Consider the following 22,174-nt stretch of genomic DNA (forward strand, 5'->3'; position numbering starts at 1 on the left):
GCCACATTTTGTACATCCGTACATGGCACCACCAAAAGAAGGATTACCACACTCAATCATCTTGTTTACATTATCAATGACAGCCTGGCGTGGATGTGTGGTCATCATAAATTCTTCGTAATTATCTAGGAATATTTCTTGAAGAATGTTACCCATAAGATAATTATAGAAGACTAGAACTAAGAGATAAACCCCACCCCTCATGATTGAGGGGCAGGGGAGTTGAGTAGGCGTAGCCTATTTTTTATTTGACTGCACGTAACGTGCAGTTTTACTGTGATTTCAGGGGTATTGCCCCAAATATAATTCGCAAAATAAACAAGTCCTTATATGGAGAAAAACAAATTGCGCATAGTGCAGCCATATAAGGAGGAATCGCAGATGATAACTTTAAGAGAGCTATGTGACCTGACTTTAGTTACGCGCAGGACTATTCAGTGCTATGAGGGTAAGGGTCTATTGAAAGCAGTAAGCAAGAACAAAATGGGACATCTTTTATATGATGATAGCGCCATTGAGCAAGTAAACTTAATAAGATTCTATCAGAGCATTGGGTTCACTTTGAAAAATATCAAGGGATTCGAAAAGATGAGTCGTGAAGAGTTTAAGAACCTGATGAGAGACAAGATTGTTACACTAGAAGCCGAAAAAGTAATTGTTGATGACAAGATACAAAGGCTAATTTCGATAATTGGTGATGAGGAATAGGCTAAGTGCTTATGGAGAATCAGTATGATAAAGAAATGTATATGCTTTGATGGTGAAAAAAATGTTCGGCAGCATAGATTAGAAGATACTGAAGAGAAATTCTTTCGGATTTCAGAGCATTCAAAGAAAGCGATGACTTCCAAAAAGATTGAAGCGGTTATTAGAAAGATAAGATATCTCTTTGTAAGATAATAATTCATTATTGGGATTAAATGGTTCATTGCAGTACTTGAACAAGAACTGAGAAAAGGAGGTCGATCAGGTTTAGCAACTATGTAGGGGAAATAATGTAGAAATCGATTAAGCTGTTAAACAGCAACATTTCAAAGGTTGTTTTTGGAAATGGAGGGGTTATATGAAACGATTTTTAGGTTGTATTCTAACTATTGCATTAGTTGTGTTATTGTTCCCACAGACAGCATTTGCTGCAAAAAAGAGCACAGATTTAAGCAGTCAAATCCAGGTTATTGCAGAGTATAATTATCAAATATATGATTTCTCAAATTCAAGAAATTATATTGTAGTAGTTCAAAATAACTCTAAATATGCAGCAAGAATAGAAGCAAACGGTTATGGCTTGGATGCATCTGGCGCTATAGTAGAAGTGCAAGATGACATTATTAGAAGTATAGCACCAGGAAAGCAGGCAGTATTAGATTTCTGGATGGAAAACAATGAAAATAACGAAGTTGCATTCACATGCCAAATAAAAGCAACAAAACCTGCTTATGAAAAGGATTATTCGGATGCCATTGTATATTCAATGAATCCTACATCTAATTCAGCAATAGTTACAGTGACAAATACAGGTAATCAAGAAGCAGATGTAACAGTTCAAGCACTATTTCTCAATGGCACAGATATAGCATATTTTAATTATGATTTTGTGTTTGAAATGTCAGCAGGTTTAACAGAGGCAGTACAGATTGACTCAGGGGATAGGAAATTTGATAATTGCCTGATATACGTGCAGTCTAGCTACTTTAATTTCTAAGAATCAGGTCCAATGGATTATTAGTAAAAAATGTCATCAAATCAGAAATGGTTTGGTGGCATTTTTTGATTTGATGCTTGGACTCTTTTTACTTTTATTGGGTGGAGTCGGGTATGTTCAGGATAAGAAATTTTTTTCTTCTGCGCCTAGACAGGTTCTTAATGTGGTTCCAGAGACAAAGGCAAGGAGATTTACGGGACAACATATTCTAGGGTGGATAATTATTTCACTAGCAGTAGTGCTTATGATTGCTGCAGTTATTATTGAGGGGGGTACGGTGTAAAAAACAAAGCTACTTTTTGCAGCAGTTTATTAGATTTATGCTGATGTTTTTTGGTTTAAAAGCTTTTGACATTGGCTTCTTCGTGTATTAAATAGGCAGTTATTTGGTTATAACTGGAAGACGCATTTACTTCATATGATATGTATTATTCCGGTTTCTGCGCTTTTAGCAGGGATATGTTTATTGTTTTGATTAAAGTAAGTTTTTCCAAGGTAAAGGCTGATCATCATGAAAGTAAGCCATGGATTACAGTAATTGCAGAAAAGGTTTCCGCTTCACAAAATTAATAATTGCGAAATATAAGTGGCTAGAAGTATACATTGACATCTATGGATATTATGTTAAAATTATTTTTAATAAAACATATTTTAATAAAAGCGGTTTTAGTAAAGAGAATTATTAGCGGGAGAAATAACTATGTTTATAGGAAGAGAACATGAAATGAGTGTGCTTGAGGAAACATATAATCAGCCAGGTTTCCAAATGACTGTTATTTATGGTCGCAGACGTATAGGTAAATCTACCCTTATCACAGAATTTATTAAGGATAAGAGAGCGTCATATTATATAGCAGCAAAATCTAGCTTAGAAGATAATGTTAAAAAGTGGAGTGCACAATTCATTTCTGATATCGTACCAGAGATGGAAGGTGTGGAGTTTTCGGATTTGGAAGGCTTCTTTAAGTTTGTAGGTAATAGTTGTAAGGATGAAAAAACTGTAATTGCTTTGGATGAAATACCATATATTGCCGAAGTGGACGAGTCTTTTCTATCAAGATTTCAAGGTGCGATTGATTCAATTCTTAGTAAGAAAAATATATATCTTATTATTAGTGGCTCTGCAATTAGTTTTATGGAGAAAAAGATTTTGAGTGAAAAGAGCCCACTGTTTGGTAGACGTGATAATCAAATTTTTTTAAAACCATTTGATTATCTAGATTCTGCTAAATTCGTGCCTAACTACAATAATGAGGAAAAGGCTGTTGTATTTGGTGTAACTGGAGGAGTCGCAAAATATTTAACACTTTTTGATGACTCTGTTTCGTTAGATGATAATCTAATTAATAATTTTTTTAAACCATCTGGTTACCTCTATGAAGAACCATACAATTTGCTTATGCAAGAGTTTCGAACGGTTAACACATACAATACAGTGATTGAGGCGTGCTCATGTGGAGCAAATAAAGTAAATGAAATTGCTGACAAAGTACATGAGTCGCCCGCTGCGGTTTCATATACTATAAAGAATCTTACTACAGTTGGAGTTTTGGCAAAAGTTTCAGCCATAACAGATGAAAAGAACAAAAAGAAGGTTAACTATGAAATCGTTGATGGCATGTATCGGTTTTGGTATAAATTCATTCCTAAGGGGCGTGCGGCCATCGAGATGAACCGCGGAGAAGTTTACTATAATACGTACGTGAAGAACAATTTGCATGATTTCATGGGTGAGATTTTTGAAGATATGTGTAGATATTACGTTCTTTTACACGGGCTAGATGGAAAGCTGAAATGCATGACTACAAATGTAGGAAAATGGTGGGGTATGGGACCTGATCGTATTCCAACGGATATTGATGTTGTTGGAATTGATGAAATTGGAAAGAAGGCAATTCTTGGAGAGTGCAAGTTCAAAAATGAACAGATAGATAAGCCAGTTTATGAAGACCTGATGAACAGAAAGGGGCTCATTGATAGAAAATACGAGGAAGTTCAGTATATGTATTTTTCGTTGTCAGGCTTTTCTAAGTGGGTTGTTGAGAACGCTGATGCTGAGAAGGTATCATTGCTAACATTAGATGATTTGTATAGCTAGAAGTTGTAAAGACATGGCTTGAAACCCATGATTATGAAGAGGTTGAAGAAGTTCAAAATGAAAAAGATTTTGTTTATTGGCAATAGCCATACTTATATGAATGACATGCCAGAGCTGGTAAGGCGGATGGTAGAAGATGCCGCTGGGGAGGAGTGCCAGGTGTTTATGCTGGCTTACTCTGGAAGAAGCTTGAAGTGGCACATGGATGAGGAGTATTTTTCAGAAAGATTTAATATTCTGCATGGACACTATGATTACTGTATCATTCAGGAGTGTGCACATCCAATGACAGAGTTTGAGGACACAATCAAGTATACTCATGAGATTATAGAGTTATGTAAGAAAGTGAATACTACTCCTATTATTTTTGAAACATGGGCTGAGAAGGATAAGCCGGAAAATCAGTCGGAGATGAATCGCAGATATAGAAAGATTGCTGAGGATGAAGGAGTAAAGCTGGCTCCTATTGGAGAAATCTGGAGCAAGGTGCTGAAGGAATTTGCAAATGAACCTGATGCAGATTTATATTACAAAGATGGGGCCCATGCATCAGGTTTAGGTGATTATCTAGTGGCCATGACTCTTACAAAGACAATCACAGGAAGGCTTCCAGCTGCAAGCTTCAGAGAGTCATTTGATTTTACACTACCAGATGAAGATTGGAATCATGTAAAATTATCTGTAGAAGATGAAGGAATTACTATTCCAGAAAACATAGCATAAATTATTAGAGATAATATCGAGAAGATATTTGCATAGCAGCAGATTCAAAAGCAGACGAGAGGGTCTTCGGACCCTCTTATTTCTTTGAAGGTATAATCATGGGCTGATATGGGAGATGGTTATACCTTTTGGTGAGCTATAGGACACTATGTTGAAGTCAAAAAGGTATAACTAGAGTAGGATTTTATGTCAGGTTATACCTTTTGGCGGGAGATGAGGCATTATATTGAAGCGAACAAGGTATAACTAAGAGCAAAAATAGTAGATGGTTATGACTTATTGTGGGCTACTTAAGGAAAAAGCCCACAATAACTTGGCTTTGCCAAGCAATATTTTCTTTTTTAAAATATGAGATGTGATAAGCTTATAAGGTGATTTAAATTAACAATCGGGATTTGTAGAAAATGAAATTATTATATGGCTTTATATTTTTAATAACAGGTTGTGCTGGAACATTTGCGTCTAGTCGTCAATTATATAGGATTATAAGGTTGAAGTTATTTGGAAATACCTGTACAGCAAAAATCGTTGATTTTTATGAGGGACGCTATAGAAATTATAAATTACACTCTAGCCGATTTAATAGAGTTGTAGCATATCCTATCGTTGAATTTCGTACGGAAAAAGGGAAAACTATAAAAACAATGACGTTGAATTCAATCAAAGATATGCGAGAAAAAAAGTGGAATGCTGTTCGTGATAATTATTTAGGGCAAGAAATTGATATTACTTATATTGATGAATATCCATGGTTTTTTAATTATCCGGAAGGCGTGGCTAAACTGAATGTATTATGCATGCATAATAGGTGGTTTAAGCCTTTTATTGGATGGGTTTTTGTTTTAATACTTTCGTTGCTTATTTTGTTTTTTGCAGTTCCAAGTTTATTTAGATAATCAAATTCAGATTTGTCGACCTAATTGAATATTGAACGTTACATAGCAGTTATCTCAATCGAGATAGCTGCTTTTTTGGTGCTCATTTTGAGCGGTGCAACTATTCACTATTCAAAGGCGATAGGCAATGGACTACGAGAAATTCAAACAGGGCCAAGTGATGTGGTAGATAAGGTCAGGGAAAGCGCGAAGGGATTTTTGGAGAATTATGTTTAGACTATGCTAATGAGGCAGGAGTCTTTTTATTTTAGGACGTAATCTGTTATAGTATTATTAGTATATAAGAGCTGTAATTATGCAGAGGAGATTAATATGAGTCAAGAAATATTCTCATTTGTAATATATATGATTCATGCTTGTGCTAATAAATGGGGGAAGCTTCCATCTGAGGTTTACTCATTACTTAGCAGCGTTGATTGTATCAATAACTATTTGGTGAAGCATTTTGACATTATTCACACACAAAGTACATCATATGTAATTGATGACATTACAGATTATTTGAATGCAAGAGGAGTGAAAATATGATTGTTTATCACGGTGGAATAGATTGCTTTTATTTCTCAAAAAGCTATTGATGGTCTTTTGAGTTATAGTTCTTTTTATGAGGTAAAATAATGGACGATAAAGTACTAGAACAAGTATATCAGGAAAGCTTGGATGAAAGGCTGATTTCTTATATAGCTGAGGAAAATAATATTTCGTTAGAGAAAGCCATGGCTATATATTATGCAAGCAAACTTTCTAATAAAATAAATCAGGGCAATGAGGGTATACAATATTTGGATTATAAGGTGCTCGCAGACTTATTGAAAGAGACAGAGCCAGAGTTGTTTGATAAGTTACAATAGGATAAGTATCTTTTCATTCGAATTTAAAGGTGAGTTCATAGAAGAGATGAATAACGCATAGGGCACATGCAATACATATATTGATTCGCCAGATACTGTGAAAATCAGAGAGGTATATAAATATGAATGGACAAATGAAGAACTATAATAATTATTATAAGCAGTTGGAAACGATGGATTTAACGCCTGTTTCTGCAAAAGATTTGCCTCATGTTAAATTAGATATTAGGGGGGCAATTGCTTATGCAAAGAAATTAGGTAAGCAAGTTTTTGAATTGACAGATGAAGAAAAACAAAGGTTTATGCGTGCTTATTAATAGGGTTTAAACTTTGACTTTTCATAGACCAGCGACTCTGGTGACGCCCAGACTAACTGGTCTATTATTATGTCCAAAATGGTGTTTTGATTATAATCAATGGCTCCATCTGCTTCTAAATGGAGCGCAATGGAGCACGATTTTTTGATTGATATCGTTGATTTCTCTATAGATAAGGGGCGCGAAAAATCTTGCGCTGGGGTTACTGTGTGTACCAGAACACACCTTATGAGTGGAATAAGATTTGCGAGAAATAGCGGGGTGCTGCAAGTAGACTTTTGAGCATGATGGAAATAGATAAGGATTTTATAATTAAGTTTCCATTTGTTAATAATGCTTTAGCAAAATAAGAAACATTCAAAGCATTTTGGTTAAAGAATATATCGGGGCAAGAGGATAAAATTATATACTCTTGCTCCTTTTTATATAGTGGATTATTATACAATTCAATTTGAAGATGAGTTTATAGAAGAGATGAATAATGCCTAGGAAACACATGATCTACCTTCAGTGCGTCATAAACAGAATGCATCTAATCATTTCGATTAGGTGCATTTTTTAATATGAATAAGTAAAAATGCAGTAAAATAGCGGCTTTGAGCTGTCCGATAAACCGCGGATAGATTTGGTAATCTTATAATCAGTAAAAGAAGTGTTCCGTTAGATTTGTTGATGGAGGTCATTAATGTTTATGAAAAGATTAATTTATTGGCTACAGAAAAAGAAGCGTATGGAAAAAAGGAGTTGCAGCAGGTGCTGTTTGAACTGTCCTTATTACAGGGAATGTGTGAGAGACGGAGAGTTTTAGGAAGTTGAGGTAGTAGATATGAAGTATGTAGTGGTTGATTTGGAAATGTGTGGCGTACCAAAGCTTGCAGGCGAACATGGCAAGCAGCTTAGAAATGAGACTATACAGATTGGCGCAGTTCTCGTTGATGAGAAATATGAAATAGTTTCTACGTTCAATACATATGTTAAGCCAGAGCTTGGCTACTTGGATTATTTTATTTCCAAGCTCACTGGTATTACCAAGGCAGATTTGAATGATGCACCATACTTCGAGGAAGCTATCGATTCTTTTATGGACTGGATTCCAGATGGTGATGTGAGATGTGTGTCCTGGAGCATGAATGATATGCATCAGCTTAAGAAAGAAATGGAAAAGAAGAATATCGTAAATACGAAGTTGACAACACTTTTGGATAGCTGGATTGATTATCAGGTACCTGTTGATGAAAAGCTTGGCATGGAACGAAATGTGAGTCTAGAAGAAGCGTTGATTGCTACGGATATTATTCAAAATGGCAAGGCGCATGATGGGCTGGATGATGCTTATAATACAGCATTGCTTTTTGTGAAGATGGAAAAGAATCCAGATTTTGAGTTGAATAAGATGTATAGCTATGCGAAGGAGGAGATTACTAGAGAGTTGAGTTATACGTTGGGGGATTTGTTTAAGGGGATGATGGTGGCAGTAGGATGATTCAATTACTAACAATTGATTAGGGAGTCTTCATTGAAGGTGACGGTATATGTGGAAGTAAGGGATACTTTTCACTGAATAAAAATAATTATAGAGCAAAAGGACATGAGGCAGCGCAGGCTTTAAAGATGATTATCCAAGTTGAAGATCTGAAAGACTGTCAGCGAAATAATAAATGAGATGAACACAGAGACAGACATGAGACAAAGGACATTGGAACAAATTGAAGACAAGGAAGAACTGGCGCTGCAGGTAGGGAGTAAGTACTTGTCTATCCAGAAGTGTGATGAAGGTTATGACTACACTTTCTATGATGCCAATTATCATGGCCTAGATGGTGGTGTCATTGAGAATAAGGACGTACAAATCTCTATCGTGGTAGCTGAGGTCATTGCAGCAGAAGGTCTTAGGAGCACCAAGCTTGTGAAAGAAGTGGATTATGACATGCTTCAGGAATATGTTGCTTATACAGCCGCCTATGAGATGAAGGCGATAGAGAAGAAGAAAGTAGATGGGGATAGTCGGTTTCACTGAGGTGGGGCCAGGCACTGTCTCCATACATTGTAAATTCTAAATAGGTTTGATAATATATTTGATGATTTTATGCTCAATATTACTAATTGGAGGCAAAACATGCGATTATACGAAAAAGAGGCAAAGCAGTATTTTGGAATGACCATATTGTCCTTGACATTAGGATTTGTTTTAGTTTTGGCACTTGATCTTATTGTTTGGTGGAAGCTTATTGGAGTAAGTTGTTTTATAATGGCTGATTCTTTTGGTTGTATTGGACTAATATATTACTTAAAGAATCCAAAAAATGATTATAAAGTGGAGAAAACTATTTATATTGTACTATTTGCTATTTATGCATTTGTTGAGATTATATTGCTTTATAAGGTTAAGTTGGAATACTATATCTTACTAGCAGGCTCAGTGACAGTAATTGTATTAAATCTGATGGCAATTTATTATGCGTTGAGTGATTGTCGATGGATAAATCAAGCAAGAGATAAGTCAGATTTTTCTATACACGATTTGTTAGATTATATTAAAGAACCCTTATCTGGAATAACAACAGCATTTTTTGTAGTTATTCTTATTTTGCTTTATGGATTAATTGGAGGGATGTTATATAAATTTCATTATGATGTGATTGTTGAGATAAAGAATCAAAAATTAGATGTTTTTGATTTAGTAAATTTGGTACTTACGGTAGAAACAGTTATATCAATTGGGCTATTTATGTACTCATCTTGTACAAAGTTTCAACTGTATAAAAGTATGAGGAAAATCGTTTCTAAAGAATAAAGTGCCTAGACTATTTGGGGATGATTCTTGTTGTTATTGCTCAGCATATGACATCAGGGGAGTTTCCGGTTTCACTTGTGTAGTCAAAAACATTTTTACATACTGAAATAAGAGAAGGCCAATTAAATCTACTAAGGGTATTCCGATACATAGAGGTTCTTTTACTTTTTTAGCAGTTTAGAGAAAATTAATCGAAAGTGGGAGTCAGTATATTTTGAGTCTGAATAGCCTCTAAGGCAATATTCTGAACCTAAAAAATATATATTCTGCCCCATAAAAATCCCTCCTATGATATACTAAATATAGTATGTATAGGAGGGAATTTTGTATATGAGGGGGCAGATATGCTAGAAAAGATTCGTACATATACATTTGATGAGGATGGTTTGAAAAATCTAGAAGAATCTTCTCATGGTATAAATTGGCCAGTTGTATATTTAATACATGATGACAAGTGTATTTATATTGGCGAGACAACAAGTGCTGCCTACCGTATGAGCCAGCACTTGCAAAACGAAGAAAAGAAACAATTAGACGTTGTTGAAATTGTTTTTGATAATGAATATAACAAATCTGTTATTCTTGATTATGAGCAAAGGCTGATAAGATATTTTTCAGTTGATGGTCGTTATAAGGTGCTTAACAAGAATAAGGGGCAGCAAGCTTCTCATGATTACTATGATAGAAAGGGGTATCGTAGCAAATTTCCTGCTTTATGGAATGAACTAAGGAAAAAGAAGCTTGTTGATAAATCGATTGAGGTTATAGAAAATGATAATATCTTTAAGTTTTCACCATACAATTCACTTACTAGCGAACAGAATCGTATCGCTATTACTATCTTAAAATCAATAGTAGAAGCTTTTCATTTTAAAGGAGATGACATCCATAGCTTAAGTCTAGTTAATGGTTGTGCTGGTACAGGAAAAACAGTTCTTGCCATTAGCATTATTAATTCATTAATCAATGCTGTAAATGTTGACGAGGATGACATTGATGACATTCATGATTATGATGAAATGGATATGGATAAGCTTTCAGCTCTAAAGAAAGTCAAAGATTTCATACTTTTAGAAAGAAATGGAAAGCCACTTAATATAGGATTTGTTTTTCCTATGGATGGAATTCGAGGCACAGTACGTAAAGTATTTAAAGCCTGTGGCAATGGATTAACATCGGACATGATTATAGGTCCTAACGATGTAGTAAAAAAGAAATACGATGTGTTATTTGTAGATGAAGCGCATAGACTAAAACGAAGAAAAAATCTTACTGGATATAAAGCATATGATGATGTCTGTGGAAAACTAGGACTTGATAAATATGAAACTAATCAGCTGGAATGGATATTGAAATCTGCACGTCACGTTGTTTTATTTTATGATGAGAACCAAAGCGTAAAATCATCTGATATTACATATAGAGATTTTAAGGCTACATATACAAGAAATGCTAACCCAATTTGGCATCATGTTCTTCAGACACAGATGCGTTGTGAAGGTGGAGACTCCTATATTAACTATGTGAAGCAAATTATGGAGTGCACGGTTTCTAAGTTTAAGGCGATAGAGAATTATGATTTCTTAATATTTGATGATGTCAATGATATGGTCAAAACTATAAGAAGCAAAGATAATGAGCTAGGTTTGAGTAAAACTGTTGCAGGATTTGCGTGGGACTGGAGGACTAAGCCTAAATGTTCCGTTCCAGATAATATGGATTACTACAATAATCTTGTAGCCAATAGCGAATATGATATTGAGATAGACGGATATAAGTATATATGGAACCTTGCAAACAATGACTGGATTAATAGAAAAGATTCCACATATACAATTGGTTGTATACATTCCTCACAGGGATATGACATGAATTACTGTGGCGTTATTTTTGGTGAAGAGATTGATTATAATCCTGAAGAAAATAAGATATTTGTTAAGCTTGAAAACTTTAAGGATAAGAAGGTAAAGGCTGGCACAGATGAAGAAGATGTAAAGCAACTTATTATTAATACATATACTACAATCCTTGCAAGAGGAATAAAAGGATGCTATGTGTATGCTTGTAATCCTAATTTACAAAAATATCTTAAAAAGTATATTGCGCATGCAAACGATATTACAATTAATTGAGAGGTTTGAGAATAATGACAGAACAAACAATTACTAGAATCAGAAAATTTACAGAAGATCGTGACTGGGATCAATTTCATGCACCAGTGCATTTGGCGAAATCTATAGTAATAGAAGCGGCTGAATTACTTGAGTGTTTCCAGTGGGATGATGATAAGTATGATGTTGAACATGTAAAAGAAGAGCTAGCTGATGTTATGGTTTACTGCCAAAACCTTGCAGATAAGCTTGGCGTTGATCCTGACGAGATTATTAATAAAAAGATGGATCAGAATGAGGCTAAGTATCCTGTGGAAAAAGCCAAGGGGAGCAGTGCAAAGTATAATGAATTGTAGGGGATGATTGATGAATACCGTAAATACGTTATCTTATTATGATGAGATGGCTAAAGAATTCTGTGAGAATACTGTTAATGCAGACATCTCAGCTCAGAGAGATAGATTCTTAGACTATTTGAAAGATGGAGCTAGTATTTTAGACTTCGGTTGCGGCTCAGGACGAGATACTAAGGCTTTTTTAGATTTAGGATATAAAATCACGGCTATAGATGGTTCATCAGAACTTTGTAAAGTGGCTTCTGAATACACAGGGATTGAAGTAAAGAATATGTTATTTCAGGAGCTTGATGATATAGAAAAATATGATGGCATCTGGGCATGTTCTTCAATCTTACATGTTTCAAAAAAAGAATTGAAGTCTGTACTGGAGAAAATGGCAAACGCGTTAAAAGATGGAGGGGTTATTTACACATCTTTTAAATATGGTAATTTTGAAGGTGAAAGAAATGGTCGTTATTTCTCTGATTTTACAGAGAAATCTTTTTTGGAGTATATATCAGATTTCTCTGAGATTGCTATTGCAGATAGTTGGATAACTAGTGATGTAAGACCAGGACGAGGAGAAGAAAAATGGTTGAACCTAATTTTGAAGAAATAGGTGAAGACATTGATAATAATTCAGTTGAATCAATAGATTTAGATTATCAACCGCTGGCAATGACTGGAGATGATAATAAGGCCGTCCAGTTATATGCAAAGCTTTTATCGAGTTTTGGCAAGGCAAAGCAGGTTGATATTATTGTATCTTTCCTGATGGAATCTGGTGTAAAAATGCTACTGGGTCAATTGGAAAAATCTATTAATGCTGGTACTAAAATAAGAATTCTTACGGGAAATTATCTTGGGATTACTCAACCGTCTGCTCTATATCTGATTAAACATAAACTTGGGGATAGAGTAGAATTAAGATTCTATAATGACCCCAGCAGATCATTTCATCCAAAGGCATATATATTTCACTATGATTATCATGGAGAGATTTTCATTGGTTCATCGAATGTCTCTAGAAGTGCACTAACTTCTGGCATCGAATGGAATTATAGATTTACCACTTTTTCTGATGAGAGAAATTTTAATAAGTTTTGCGATACTTTTGAGGATTTATATCAGAATCATTCTATAGAGATAACAGATGATGTACTTCGTGAGTACTCAAAAAATTGGCATAAGCCTGCAGCTGCCAAAGACTTAGAACGTTATGATGAATCTGAATTATATAAAGATTCAAATGTTAGAATGCTCTATGAACCAAGGGGCGCTCAGATTGAGGCACTTTGTGCACTGGAGAATACCAGGGCAGAAGGAGCAACTAAAGCTTTAGTTCAAGCGGCTACTGGTGTTGGTAAAACATATTTAGCTGCATTTGATTCTAAAGAATATGAGCATGTTTTGTTTGTTGCACATCGAGAGGAAATTCTTAAGCAGGCAGCAGTTTCATTTCGTAATATACGAAACTCTGATGACTATGGATTTTTTAATGGAGATGAGAAATGCACTCATAAATCAGTGATATTTGCTTCAGTAGCTACACTTGGAAATGAGAAATATTTGAATGCTGAGTATTTTTCAGCAGACTATTTTGATTACATTGTAGTTGATGAATTTCATCATGCGGTAAATGATCAATATAAGAGAATAGTAGATTACTTTAAGCCTAAATTTATGTTAGGTCTTACCGCTACCCCTGAGAGAATGGATGGGCGAAGTATATATGAACTATGCGATTATAATGTTCCATATGAAATATCTCTATTTGAGGCTATTAATAAAGGAATGTTGGTTCCTTTTCATTACTATGGTATTTACGATGATACAGATTATTCAAAGCTGCATGTTGTTAGAGGTCGTTATGATGAAAAAGAATTAAATGAGACATACATTGGCAATGTTCATCGTCATGATTTGATTTATAAATATTATCGTAAATACGAATCGAACCGTGCGTTGGGATTTTGCTGCTCAAGAGATTATGCTGAAGAAATGGCAAAGGAATTCTGTATTCGTGGAATACCTGCAGTTGCTGTATATAGTAATGCTACTGGTGAATACTCTGAGGCAAGAGATGTTGCAATAACAAAGCTTAAGGCAGGGGAAATCAAAGTCATATTTGCTGTTGATATGTTTAATGAAGGTGTTGATATTACATCTTTGGATATGGTTATGTTTCTCCGACCTACTGAGTCTCCGGTTGTTTTCTTACAGCAACTAGGTCGAGGACTTAGAAAATCAAAGGGAAAGAATTACCTGAATGTATTAGATTTTATTGGTAACTACGAGAAAGCCGGAAAGGTTAGATCCTTCCTTTCTGGGAAGCACGTGGCGGCTTATGATAAATATTCTGGTGCACCATCTAAGAAGGATATTCCAGATGATTGTCTAATAGACTTTGACATGCGACTCATCGATTTATTCAAAGAGATGGAACGCAAACATCAGAAATTAACGGATTTGATTGACGAGGAGTTTTACAGAGTTAAGGAATTGGTTGGACATAGACCATCGCGACTAGAGTTGTTTACTCATATGAGTGATGATATATATCAGTTAATGCGTAGTCGTTCAAAGGATAATATATTTAAAGATTATCTTAAGTATCTACATAATCACAATGAATTAACGCTGGCAGAAGAGCAGTTCTTAGGTGGATTGGGAAAAGATTTTATAAAGCATCTTGAAAATGAACAAATGACCAAGGTATACAAGATGCCTGTTTTAATGGCTATATATAATGATGGTGATGTGCTTATGCAGGTTCATGAGGAGCAGTTGTTAGCTACATGGAAACGCTTTTTTAATACTGGCTCAAACTGGAAAGATTTGGATCCAAAGAAAACTTACAATCAATATGTAAAAATATCAGATTCAGCTCATATTAAGAAAATCTTTTCAATGCCAGTACATTTCCTTATTAATTCGGGAAAAGGTTTCTTTGTTGAGGCTGAAAATGGTATAGGATTGTGTAGTGAACTAAATGCTATAATTGACAATCCAATTCTGGCGGAGCAGATGAAGGATGTAATCGAGTATAAGACCATGGATTACTATAGTAATAGGTTAAAACTAGAGGAGCGCTAATAACATCAATAGGGAGTATATAAATGTCAAACATTGAAGAACTGAAACGAGGCCTTGAGACAGCATATATTAATGGTTCTGTAGCCTCTGAAATTAAATACAGACCACAATTTGTTTCTAACAATTATAAAGAAGGAAAAAAGGTCCTTTCATCCATTGAAGATGAGCTTTTGAGATGCGACCAATTTCAGATTAGCGTAGCTTTTATAACAATGGGAGGTATTACTCCGTTGCTTCAGACGCTTCAAGAACTTGAACGTAAGGGGATACCAGGAGAAATATTAACAACTAATTATTTAAATTTTAGTGACCCAAAGGCCTTAAAGAAGCTTAACGAATTAGAGAATATAAATCTTAAAATGTATGATGTTGATGCGGCCGAAGAGGGATTTCATACTAAGGGTTATATTTTCAAAAAAGATGAGATTTATAGAATAATCATTGGAAGTTCCAATATTACAAGTGCAGCGCTTACTCATAATAAAGAGTGGAATACAAAGATAGTTTCCACTACAGAGGGAGAAGAAGCTGTCGAGATTCTTAATGAGTACAACGATTTATGGAATTCAAAGTATGCTTTGGATTTTGACGATTTCTATGAGAACTATAAAACTAAATATGAAATCATAAAGAAACAGCGTGCAGCAGCTAAGCAAGATGATACCGTAGAATTTGAAAAGTACAATCTTAAGCCTAACAGTATGCAGGTTGGTTTTATAACAAATCTTAAAAAGATTGTAGATGCTGGAGAGAGTAGAGCACTTCTTATTTCAGCAACCGGAACAGGTAAGACATATGCCTCAGCATTTGCGATGCGTGAGCTTGGGTTCAAAAGAGTTCTTTTCCTGGTTCATAGAGGGCAGTTAGCTAGACAGACTAAGAAATCATACGAGCGAGTGTTTGATAAAAAGATTAGTATGGGATTAGTTGGTGCTGGCAATGACGAATATGACAAGGATTATATATTTGCTACAGTGCAAACTTTAAGTCGCGATGAACATTTATGCAAATTTGCCTCTGACCATTTTGACTGTATAGTACTTGATGAAGCTCACCATGTTCCAGCTAATACATATCAGAAGATAATGAATCATTTCAAGCCTAAACTTTGGCTTGGTATGACGGCAACTCCAGATAAAAGAGACGACAATGTCGAAGGTAGAAATGTCTATGAGATATTTAATCATCAAATAGCTTATGAGATTAGACTGCAACAGGCCATGGAAGAGGATTTATTATGTCCATTCCATTATTTTGGAATAAATGATCTCTCTATAGATTCTATTGAAGATACAGATAGAATTGACTTTTCTATGCTTACTTCAGATGAAAGAGTAAAGCATATTATTGAGCAAGCGACTTATTATGGATTTAGTGGGGAGCGAGTAAAGGGACTAATTTTTTGTAGTAGTATAAAAGAATCTGAGGCTCTATCAGAAAAGTTCAATCAAACTATTAATCCTGAGACAGGAAAACAATATAGAACAATAGCTTTGAATGGTAGTGCAGATGAAACGCAAAGAGCAGAAGCTTTTGAAAGACTAGCCATGGATGAAACTGAAGATGGTCTACAGCCTTTAGATTATATTTTTTCAGTTGAAATCCTTAATGAAGGCGTTGATATTGTTGAGGTCAATCAAGTAATAATGCTTCGTCCTACGCAGTCTCCAATTGTATTTATTCAGCAATTAGGTAGAGGTTTAAGAAAAGCTGATGGAAAAGAGTATGTTGTGATTCTTGATTTTATCGGAAATTACAATAACAACTTTATGATTCCTATTGCTCTTTCGGGGGATAGAACATATAACAAGGATAATATCAGACGCTATATTCTGGAGGGAGTGCGTGTTATACCAGGCGCATCTACAGTTCACTTTGATGAAATTAGTAGAAAGAAAATTTTTTCATCAATTGATAATGCAAATTTTAGTGATCTTAAACTTATAAAAGAGAATTATACAAACCTAAAGAATAAACTTGGAAGGATTCCTAAACTTACAGATTTCGACGAACATGGCGAGATGGATGTACTTCGTATATTCGATAACAAAAGTTTGGGGTCATATTATAAATTTTTGGTAAAGTATGAGAGTGATTATACAGTTAGACTATCCGATAAAGAAGAGAAGATGGTTGAATTTATATCGATAAAACTTGCTAATGGAAAACGTATTCAAGAATTGCAACTTTTGAAGAGAATACTTGCATATTCAAAAGGTTTCTCAAAAATTGGACTTTTTGCAGGATTATCTCAGGATTTAGAAAGTGAATACTCAAAAATCATGGATGATAAGCAGCGAGAGAATATTGTAAATGTGATGACAAATCAGTTTGCAGCGGGTTCAAGTAAAGATACCTATGCATCTTGTGTTTTTATCGAGAAGGATAGAAATGATTATATTCCAGCAAAGGCATTTTTTGAGATGCTTAAGAATGATGAATTCTACAATATCGTTCAAGAGCTGATTGATTTTGGCATAAGTAGATACAAGCAGAATTACAGCGATTCATATGAAATGACAGATTTGGTTTTGTATAAGAAGTATACATATGAGGATGTGTGTAGGCTATTAAACTGGGAAAAAAATGAAGTCCCAACTAATATTGGTGGATATAAATATGACGCACGAACAAAGACTTTTCCTGTTTTTATCAATTATGAGAAATCAGATGATATAAGTGATACCACTAAGTATGAAGATAGATTTACTAGTAACCAAACATTAATTGCAATATCCAAAGCAAGAAGACGAATGACATCTAATGATGTTAATACGTTTTTGAATTGTGAACAACTTGGAGTTAATGTTGAATTATTTGTAAGGAAGAATAAGGATGATAAAGTCTCAAAGGAGTTTTACTATTTGGGAAGAATGAAGCCTACGGGGCAGGCAAAAGAATTTGTTATGGCGAACACTGATAAGACTGCCGTAGAGATTGAATGGCATCTGGATAAGCCTGTTAGAGAAGATATATATGAATATTTACGAAATGCATAGGAAGGGAGAAATCAATTATGAAAACAGTAAAAGTTGTTGCAGCCGTAATTTGTGATTCTATAGAAGAAAAAAATAAGATTTTTGCAACCGCAAGAGGATATGGCGACTTAAAAGGTGGCTGGGAGTTTCCTGGTGGCAAAGTGGAGGAAGGGGAAACATCTGAGCAAGCTCTTGTAAGAGAAATACAGGAAGAGCTTGATACTCTTATAGAAGTAGGTCCATTCATCGATACTATCGAGTATGATTATCCTACATTTCATCTTTCAATGGATTGCTTCTATTGTGAAGTGAAGGAAGGACATTTGGAATTGAAAGAAGCTGAGGCTGCTAAGTGGTTAACTACAGATACTATTGATGATGTAGATTGGTTACCAGCAGATATTACACTGATTGATAAGATTAAGGCGGATATGAATGAGTTGTAAACGATATAACGTTAATATTATCGAGAGCTGAGTGCCCCATTACAGTTTTAGTTCAGATTGATTTACTTGAAAAAGAATTAAGACTAATGAGTAATACTATTGATTTAGTAAAACTATGGAAAAACAATAATAGATTAGATTAATTGAAGATAGTGATTACTACATTGCAATATATTCAGGAAAGGGGATAAATACATAATAAAAAATGGGGGTAAAAATGAAATTACGCGCACCGTACGAAAATAAGAAGAAAAAAAGATATTCAGATTTTAAGGAATATTATGTAGGTGAACTTTCTTTTTCTTCGCAACAAGATGCGAAGAAGAAATTAGAAAGATACCAAACAGAGGCTTGTGGTAAAAGTCGAGTATGGCTTTTGTTTGCTTCTAATGACAGCGAAAACTGGGAGTGTTTACAAGTTGCACAAAGTAAAAATAAAGTTGTTGACGAGATTAAAGATGTAATTAAATATCTATATTCGAAATCTGATATAGATTTTGCATCCCTTGACTATAAAAATAGTTTGTTTTATGAGGATGTGAGACCAATTCCAACGTCTGGATTTAAATATCGTGAGATATTGTACTCATTAATAGGAAAAAAATACAAAGACTTTAAAATCTGTTTTTTGGATGTAGATAAATACTTAAAAATAACATCTTCAAATTCAAATGAAACAGATGCAGAGCGTATAATAGAGATATGTAAAAATCTGTATGCCGAAGCAAAAATTGCATATGAAACATTAGCAGTTTATTGGATGCAATATAAATCTGGAGTCGATGGTCAAACAATATCCTATATAGGGGAACATGAGGAAGAGTTTCAATAATAATCCCATCGGCTTCGCCGATTACAATCCTTCCTTGCGGGCGCTAGCCCGTGGTCTGTGGAGTTCGGGCAGACCTGGCCCTGGAAGGGACTGCTAGGAATGGTACAATAACACACTTTAGAGGGGGAATAACATCATGTACGAACCAGACTATGATGCAGCTGCATCCCACTGGATAGAGCGGGACCGTGACTCTATTCATATGGAGCCAGCAGCTTTAAAAGAGAAGATAGTAGCTTTCATCCAAGCTCATAACACATGTGCGTTAGCTACAGCATCAGCTGATATGGTGCGCAATACACCTATTGAATATAACTATGTGGATAGCTGCTTTTACTTTTTCTCCGAAGGTGGATTGAAGTTCAGAGGCCTGAAGGAGAATAAGAATGTGGGCATTGCCATCTTCGAGCCTTATGGTGGGTTTGGGCAGTTGAAGAGCCTACAGATACAGGGCACTGCATCTATGGTGGAGCCTTTTTCAGAGGAATATCTTAAGCTGATGGAGCACAAGAAGATTCCTGTGGAAGCCATGAAGAAGTTGCCACAGGCAATGAACCTGATTAAGGTGGTGCCGACTTCTTACGACTATCTGGATTCTGATTTGAAAAACAATGGCTTTGGAAGCAGACAGCATATGGATGTTTAATTCTATTTTTTGAATTGGGAGCCGAGAGAGGCATACCAGTTGGTGGTGTAAAAGAAGTGGGAGTAGGTACTATGTATCCAACAAGAGACGAAGCTGAACAGCTTCTTAAAGAAGCAGAAAAACTAAACCCAGGACCATGGGGAGACCATAGTAGAACAGTGGCTCATTGTGCTCAATGTATTGCAGAAAAGAGCGGATTGAATTCAGATAAGGCGTATGTGGTCGGTCTATTGCATGATATCGGAAGAAGATTTGGAAAACGCCATCTGGGACATGTTTCAGACGGATATTCATATATGATGTCACTAGGATATGATGAGGTTGCCAGAGTTTGTCTCACGCACTCGTTCAATGGGAAAACTATTGATGCATATGTGGGTAATTTCGATACAACTGAAGAAGAAACAGAGCTTATAAAGACCGAGTTAGCCAAAACCGACCTTGATGACTATGATAAGTTGATTCAACTTTGTGATTCTATTGGTGGTGCGGAAGGCGTCATGGACATCATTGATAGAATGAATGATGTGAAAAGCCGCTATGGTTATTATGATCCGGAAAAATGGGATACCAATTTAGAATTAAAAAGTTACTTTGAACAATTGATGGGGCAGGATGTTTATTCTGCTGTGGATAAAGACAACTATAAACCTAAGGTTTAATATAAATAATAAAGAGTTAAGAGAACTCAGAAATCTAATTGATTACCAATGTCATTTATTTGTTATGTAGAAGCTGTAAACGAAGTTTACAATAAAGTAAGATGTGGTGTTTCGCAGCATGGGAATGGCTGGACAAATCTTACATATATGAGCTATCATCACATCAATTAAACAAACAGACGCCCATTGCTACCGAGTAGTGGGATTCACGTCATTCCTTTACCGTGAGCGTGTTTATAACCAATATAAAATAGGATATAATTAAGAAAAAAAATTACGAGGAGATTTAATGTGAGAGACATAAAGAATGATCCTTTCGAAGAATATATAAAGAATCTTCCACCAAGTAGAAAAGAACTTGGCCAGGCCTGGTCAGCTGCAATTGGTCTGCAAGATGTAGATGGCTTAAAACCTTCTGAATACTTGTATGATACGGCTAAAAAGAGCATTGATGGGGAGATAAGTGTTGATGAAGCTGGAGAGCTTATAAACAGCTATTATGAGAGCAAAGAAGGCCGCATGGATACTGAAAGCAGAACAGAGGAAGCTGACAAAGTATCTGCTCGAATCGCAAAGATTCTTTCAGAAAAAGCTTTCACATTTTCACCGACACAGTATATTTCAATTCATAGAGAACTATTTTTAGGTATCTATTCTCATGCTGGAAAGATTCGTGATTATAACATAACAAAAAAAGAGTGGGTACTGGATGGTGATACAGTCGCATATGGCGGTGCATCAGACCTTCGAGAGACACTTGATTATGATTTTTCTCAGGAGCGAGATTTTCGTTATAATGGATTGACAATGGATGAAACTATACATCATCTAGCTGTTTTCATTTCGAGATTGTGGCAGATACATGTATTTGGTGAGGGAAATACAAGAACTACGGCAGTATTTTTTATCAAGTATTTACGTTTGCTTGGATTTGATGCTGAAAATGATTTGTTTGCAGAAAATTCATGGTATTTTAGAAATGCTCTTGTTCGGGCTAATTATACAAATATAAAAGAAGGCATTTATGAAACGACAGAGTTTCTTGAATTGTTTTTGAGGAACCTCCTGTTAAGTGAAAAAAATGAACTACATAATCGTGAGATGCATGTTAGTGGAAAATTTTTATTGGGTCATGATGACCCAATAAATGACCCAATAAATGACCCAATAAATTTATCAGAAAGGGAAGTTAAGATTTTAGATTTGATAAAAGAAAAATCTAATCTTACTAGAAAAGATATGGCAGAACGTCTGGGATGTTCGGAGTCTACTGTTAAGCGCTCTTTACAAGAAATGGTAGATAGAGGTGTTATAAAGCGTATAGGATCAAATAAAAAAGGTGAATGGATTGTGATTTAACATTCCAATAAATAGCCTGCAAATAAAAAGTCAAGGCTAAATTAAAGAACAATGAAATTTTTATACAGGTTGAAAAGAAGGTATCAAAATAAGACCACCACAACCAGTGCTGGTCTGAATAGTTTTATTGATTGAGATTAATTCGATTCTGGAAGAGTGGCTAAGTATTCTTTCACTCGTCCATAGTAGATTCTTAGAAACTTGTTTGCACCGGCTGTCATATAGACATAGTAAGGCTTGCCTTGTGCCCGTTTCTTATCTAAGAACTGATAAACAGGATCGTCCTGTGGCATGGTTTTGATGAGTACATCCATTACCTGAAAGA

Annotated in this window: 23 protein-coding genes and 1 pseudogene; 22 read left to right on the top strand and 2 right to left on the bottom strand. The window is 35.2% G+C overall.

Going from position 1 to position 22,174, the window contains the following annotated elements; genetic code table 11:
- Positions 1-156 (bottom strand): transposase zinc-binding domain-containing protein (locus T498_RS17250; protein WP_197019949.1); only part of this gene is annotated, 156 nt, incomplete at its 3' end.
- Positions 157-381: 225 nt separating this feature from the next.
- Here T498_RS17250 and T498_RS0109540 point away from each other — a divergent pair.
- The 22 genes from T498_RS0109540 to T498_RS15490 all read left to right on the top strand — a co-directional run bounded on the left by T498_RS0109540 (position 382) and on the right by T498_RS15490 (position 21,849).
- Positions 382-708 (top strand): MerR family transcriptional regulator, encoded by a 327-nt coding sequence (locus T498_RS0109540; RefSeq protein ID WP_028235713.1) that lies wholly within the window; start codon positions 382-384, stop codon positions 706-708.
- 24 nt (positions 709-732) lie between these two features.
- Entirely contained in the window at positions 733-900 is a 168-nt protein-coding gene (locus T498_RS16780) for a hypothetical protein (protein WP_155951051.1), read from the top strand.
- A 163-nt stretch (positions 901-1,063) separates the two neighbouring features.
- Positions 1,064-1,702, top strand: coding sequence for a hypothetical protein (locus T498_RS0109550; protein WP_028235714.1), 639 nt, complete (start codon positions 1,064-1,066; stop codon positions 1,700-1,702).
- Positions 1,703-2,402: 700 nt separating this feature from the next.
- Positions 2,403-3,800 (top strand): ATP-binding protein, encoded by a 1,398-nt coding sequence (locus tag T498_RS0109565; RefSeq protein ID WP_028235715.1) that lies wholly within the window; start codon positions 2,403-2,405, stop codon positions 3,798-3,800.
- 57 nt (positions 3,801-3,857) lie between these two features.
- The gene (locus T498_RS15485; protein WP_036978310.1) at positions 3,858-4,523 is read left to right on the top strand and encodes an SGNH/GDSL hydrolase family protein; all 666 of its coding nucleotides are present in this window, start codon (positions 3,858-3,860) and stop codon (positions 4,521-4,523) included.
- Positions 4,524-4,927: 404 nt separating this feature from the next.
- Positions 4,928-5,419 (top strand): hypothetical protein, encoded by a 492-nt coding sequence (locus T498_RS0109575; protein WP_028235716.1) that lies wholly within the window; start codon positions 4,928-4,930, stop codon positions 5,417-5,419.
- Positions 5,420-5,731: 312 nt separating this feature from the next.
- Positions 5,732-5,947 carry a DUF3791 domain-containing protein gene (locus T498_RS0109580; protein WP_028235717.1) on the top strand — a complete coding sequence of 72 codons (216 nt, stop codon included), beginning with the start codon at positions 5,732-5,734 and terminating at the stop codon, positions 5,945-5,947.
- An 89-nt stretch (positions 5,948-6,036) separates the two neighbouring features.
- Complete coding sequence (locus T498_RS0109585; protein WP_028235718.1) at positions 6,037-6,270, top strand: hypothetical protein; 234 nt, start codon at positions 6,037-6,039, stop codon at positions 6,268-6,270.
- A 122-nt stretch (positions 6,271-6,392) separates the two neighbouring features.
- Positions 6,393-6,587, top strand: a complete 195-nt coding sequence (locus tag T498_RS0109590) for a hypothetical protein (RefSeq protein ID WP_028235719.1) — start codon at positions 6,393-6,395, stop codon at positions 6,585-6,587.
- Positions 6,588-7,413: 826 nt separating this feature from the next.
- Complete coding sequence (locus tag T498_RS0109600; RefSeq protein ID WP_028235720.1) at positions 7,414-8,070, top strand: 3'-5' exonuclease; 657 nt, start codon at positions 7,414-7,416, stop codon at positions 8,068-8,070.
- A gap of 213 nt (positions 8,071-8,283) precedes the next feature.
- Positions 8,284-8,604 carry an LPD16 domain-containing protein gene (locus T498_RS0109605; RefSeq protein ID WP_155951052.1) on the top strand — a complete coding sequence of 107 codons (321 nt, stop codon included), beginning with the start codon at positions 8,284-8,286 and terminating at the stop codon, positions 8,602-8,604.
- Positions 8,605-8,703: 99 nt separating this feature from the next.
- Positions 8,704-9,381 carry a hypothetical protein gene (locus T498_RS0109610; protein ID WP_028235722.1) on the top strand — a complete coding sequence of 226 codons (678 nt, stop codon included), beginning with the start codon at positions 8,704-8,706 and terminating at the stop codon, positions 9,379-9,381.
- 344 nt (positions 9,382-9,725) lie between these two features.
- On the top strand, positions 9,726-11,513 hold the full coding sequence (locus T498_RS0109615) for a DUF2075 domain-containing protein (RefSeq protein ID WP_036978313.1): 1,788 nt from the start codon (positions 9,726-9,728) through the stop codon (positions 11,511-11,513).
- Positions 11,514-11,527: 14 nt separating this feature from the next.
- Positions 11,528-11,848 (top strand): nucleotide pyrophosphohydrolase, encoded by a 321-nt coding sequence (locus tag T498_RS0109620; protein ID WP_028235724.1) that lies wholly within the window; start codon positions 11,528-11,530, stop codon positions 11,846-11,848.
- A gap of 10 nt (positions 11,849-11,858) precedes the next feature.
- Positions 11,859-12,449, top strand: coding sequence for a class I SAM-dependent methyltransferase (locus T498_RS0109625; protein ID WP_081779743.1), 591 nt, complete (start codon positions 11,859-11,861; stop codon positions 12,447-12,449).
- Positions 12,422-14,926 (top strand): DEAD/DEAH box helicase family protein, encoded by a 2,505-nt coding sequence (locus T498_RS0109630; RefSeq protein WP_028235726.1) that lies wholly within the window; start codon positions 12,422-12,424, stop codon positions 14,924-14,926. Before T498_RS0109625 ends, T498_RS0109630 begins: the two co-directional genes overlap by 28 nt.
- 23 nt (positions 14,927-14,949) lie before the next feature.
- The gene (locus tag T498_RS0109635; RefSeq protein ID WP_028235727.1) at positions 14,950-17,925 is read left to right on the top strand and encodes a DUF3427 domain-containing protein; all 2,976 of its coding nucleotides are present in this window, start codon (positions 14,950-14,952) and stop codon (positions 17,923-17,925) included.
- 17 nt (positions 17,926-17,942) lie between these two features.
- Entirely contained in the window at positions 17,943-18,350 is a 408-nt protein-coding gene (locus T498_RS0109640) for a (deoxy)nucleoside triphosphate pyrophosphohydrolase (RefSeq protein ID WP_028235728.1), read from the top strand.
- A gap of 217 nt (positions 18,351-18,567) precedes the next feature.
- Complete coding sequence (locus T498_RS0109645; protein WP_028235729.1) at positions 18,568-19,182, top strand: hypothetical protein; 615 nt, start codon at positions 18,568-18,570, stop codon at positions 19,180-19,182.
- A gap of 136 nt (positions 19,183-19,318) precedes the next feature.
- Positions 19,319-19,828: a pyridoxamine 5'-phosphate oxidase family protein gene (locus T498_RS0109650; RefSeq protein ID WP_028235730.1), complete on the top strand. Its 510-nt coding sequence runs from the start codon at positions 19,319-19,321 to the stop codon at positions 19,826-19,828.
- A gap of 14 nt (positions 19,829-19,842) precedes the next feature.
- Positions 19,843-20,490, top strand: coding sequence for an HD domain-containing protein (locus T498_RS0109655; RefSeq protein WP_242839228.1), 648 nt, complete (start codon positions 19,843-19,845; stop codon positions 20,488-20,490).
- Between the two features lie 300 nt (positions 20,491-20,790).
- On the top strand, positions 20,791-21,849 hold the full coding sequence (locus T498_RS15490; protein ID WP_036978318.1) for a Fic family protein: 1,059 nt from the start codon (positions 20,791-20,793) through the stop codon (positions 21,847-21,849).
- Between the two features lie 137 nt (positions 21,850-21,986).
- Here the strand turns inward: T498_RS15490 and T498_RS16575 are convergent.
- Positions 21,987-22,174, bottom strand: a pseudogene (locus T498_RS16575) (IS110 family transposase); the annotation flags it as partial.

Source organism: Pseudobutyrivibrio sp. MD2005, from assembly GCF_000621865.1.
Taxonomy (GTDB): domain Bacteria; phylum Bacillota; class Clostridia; order Lachnospirales; family Lachnospiraceae; genus Pseudobutyrivibrio.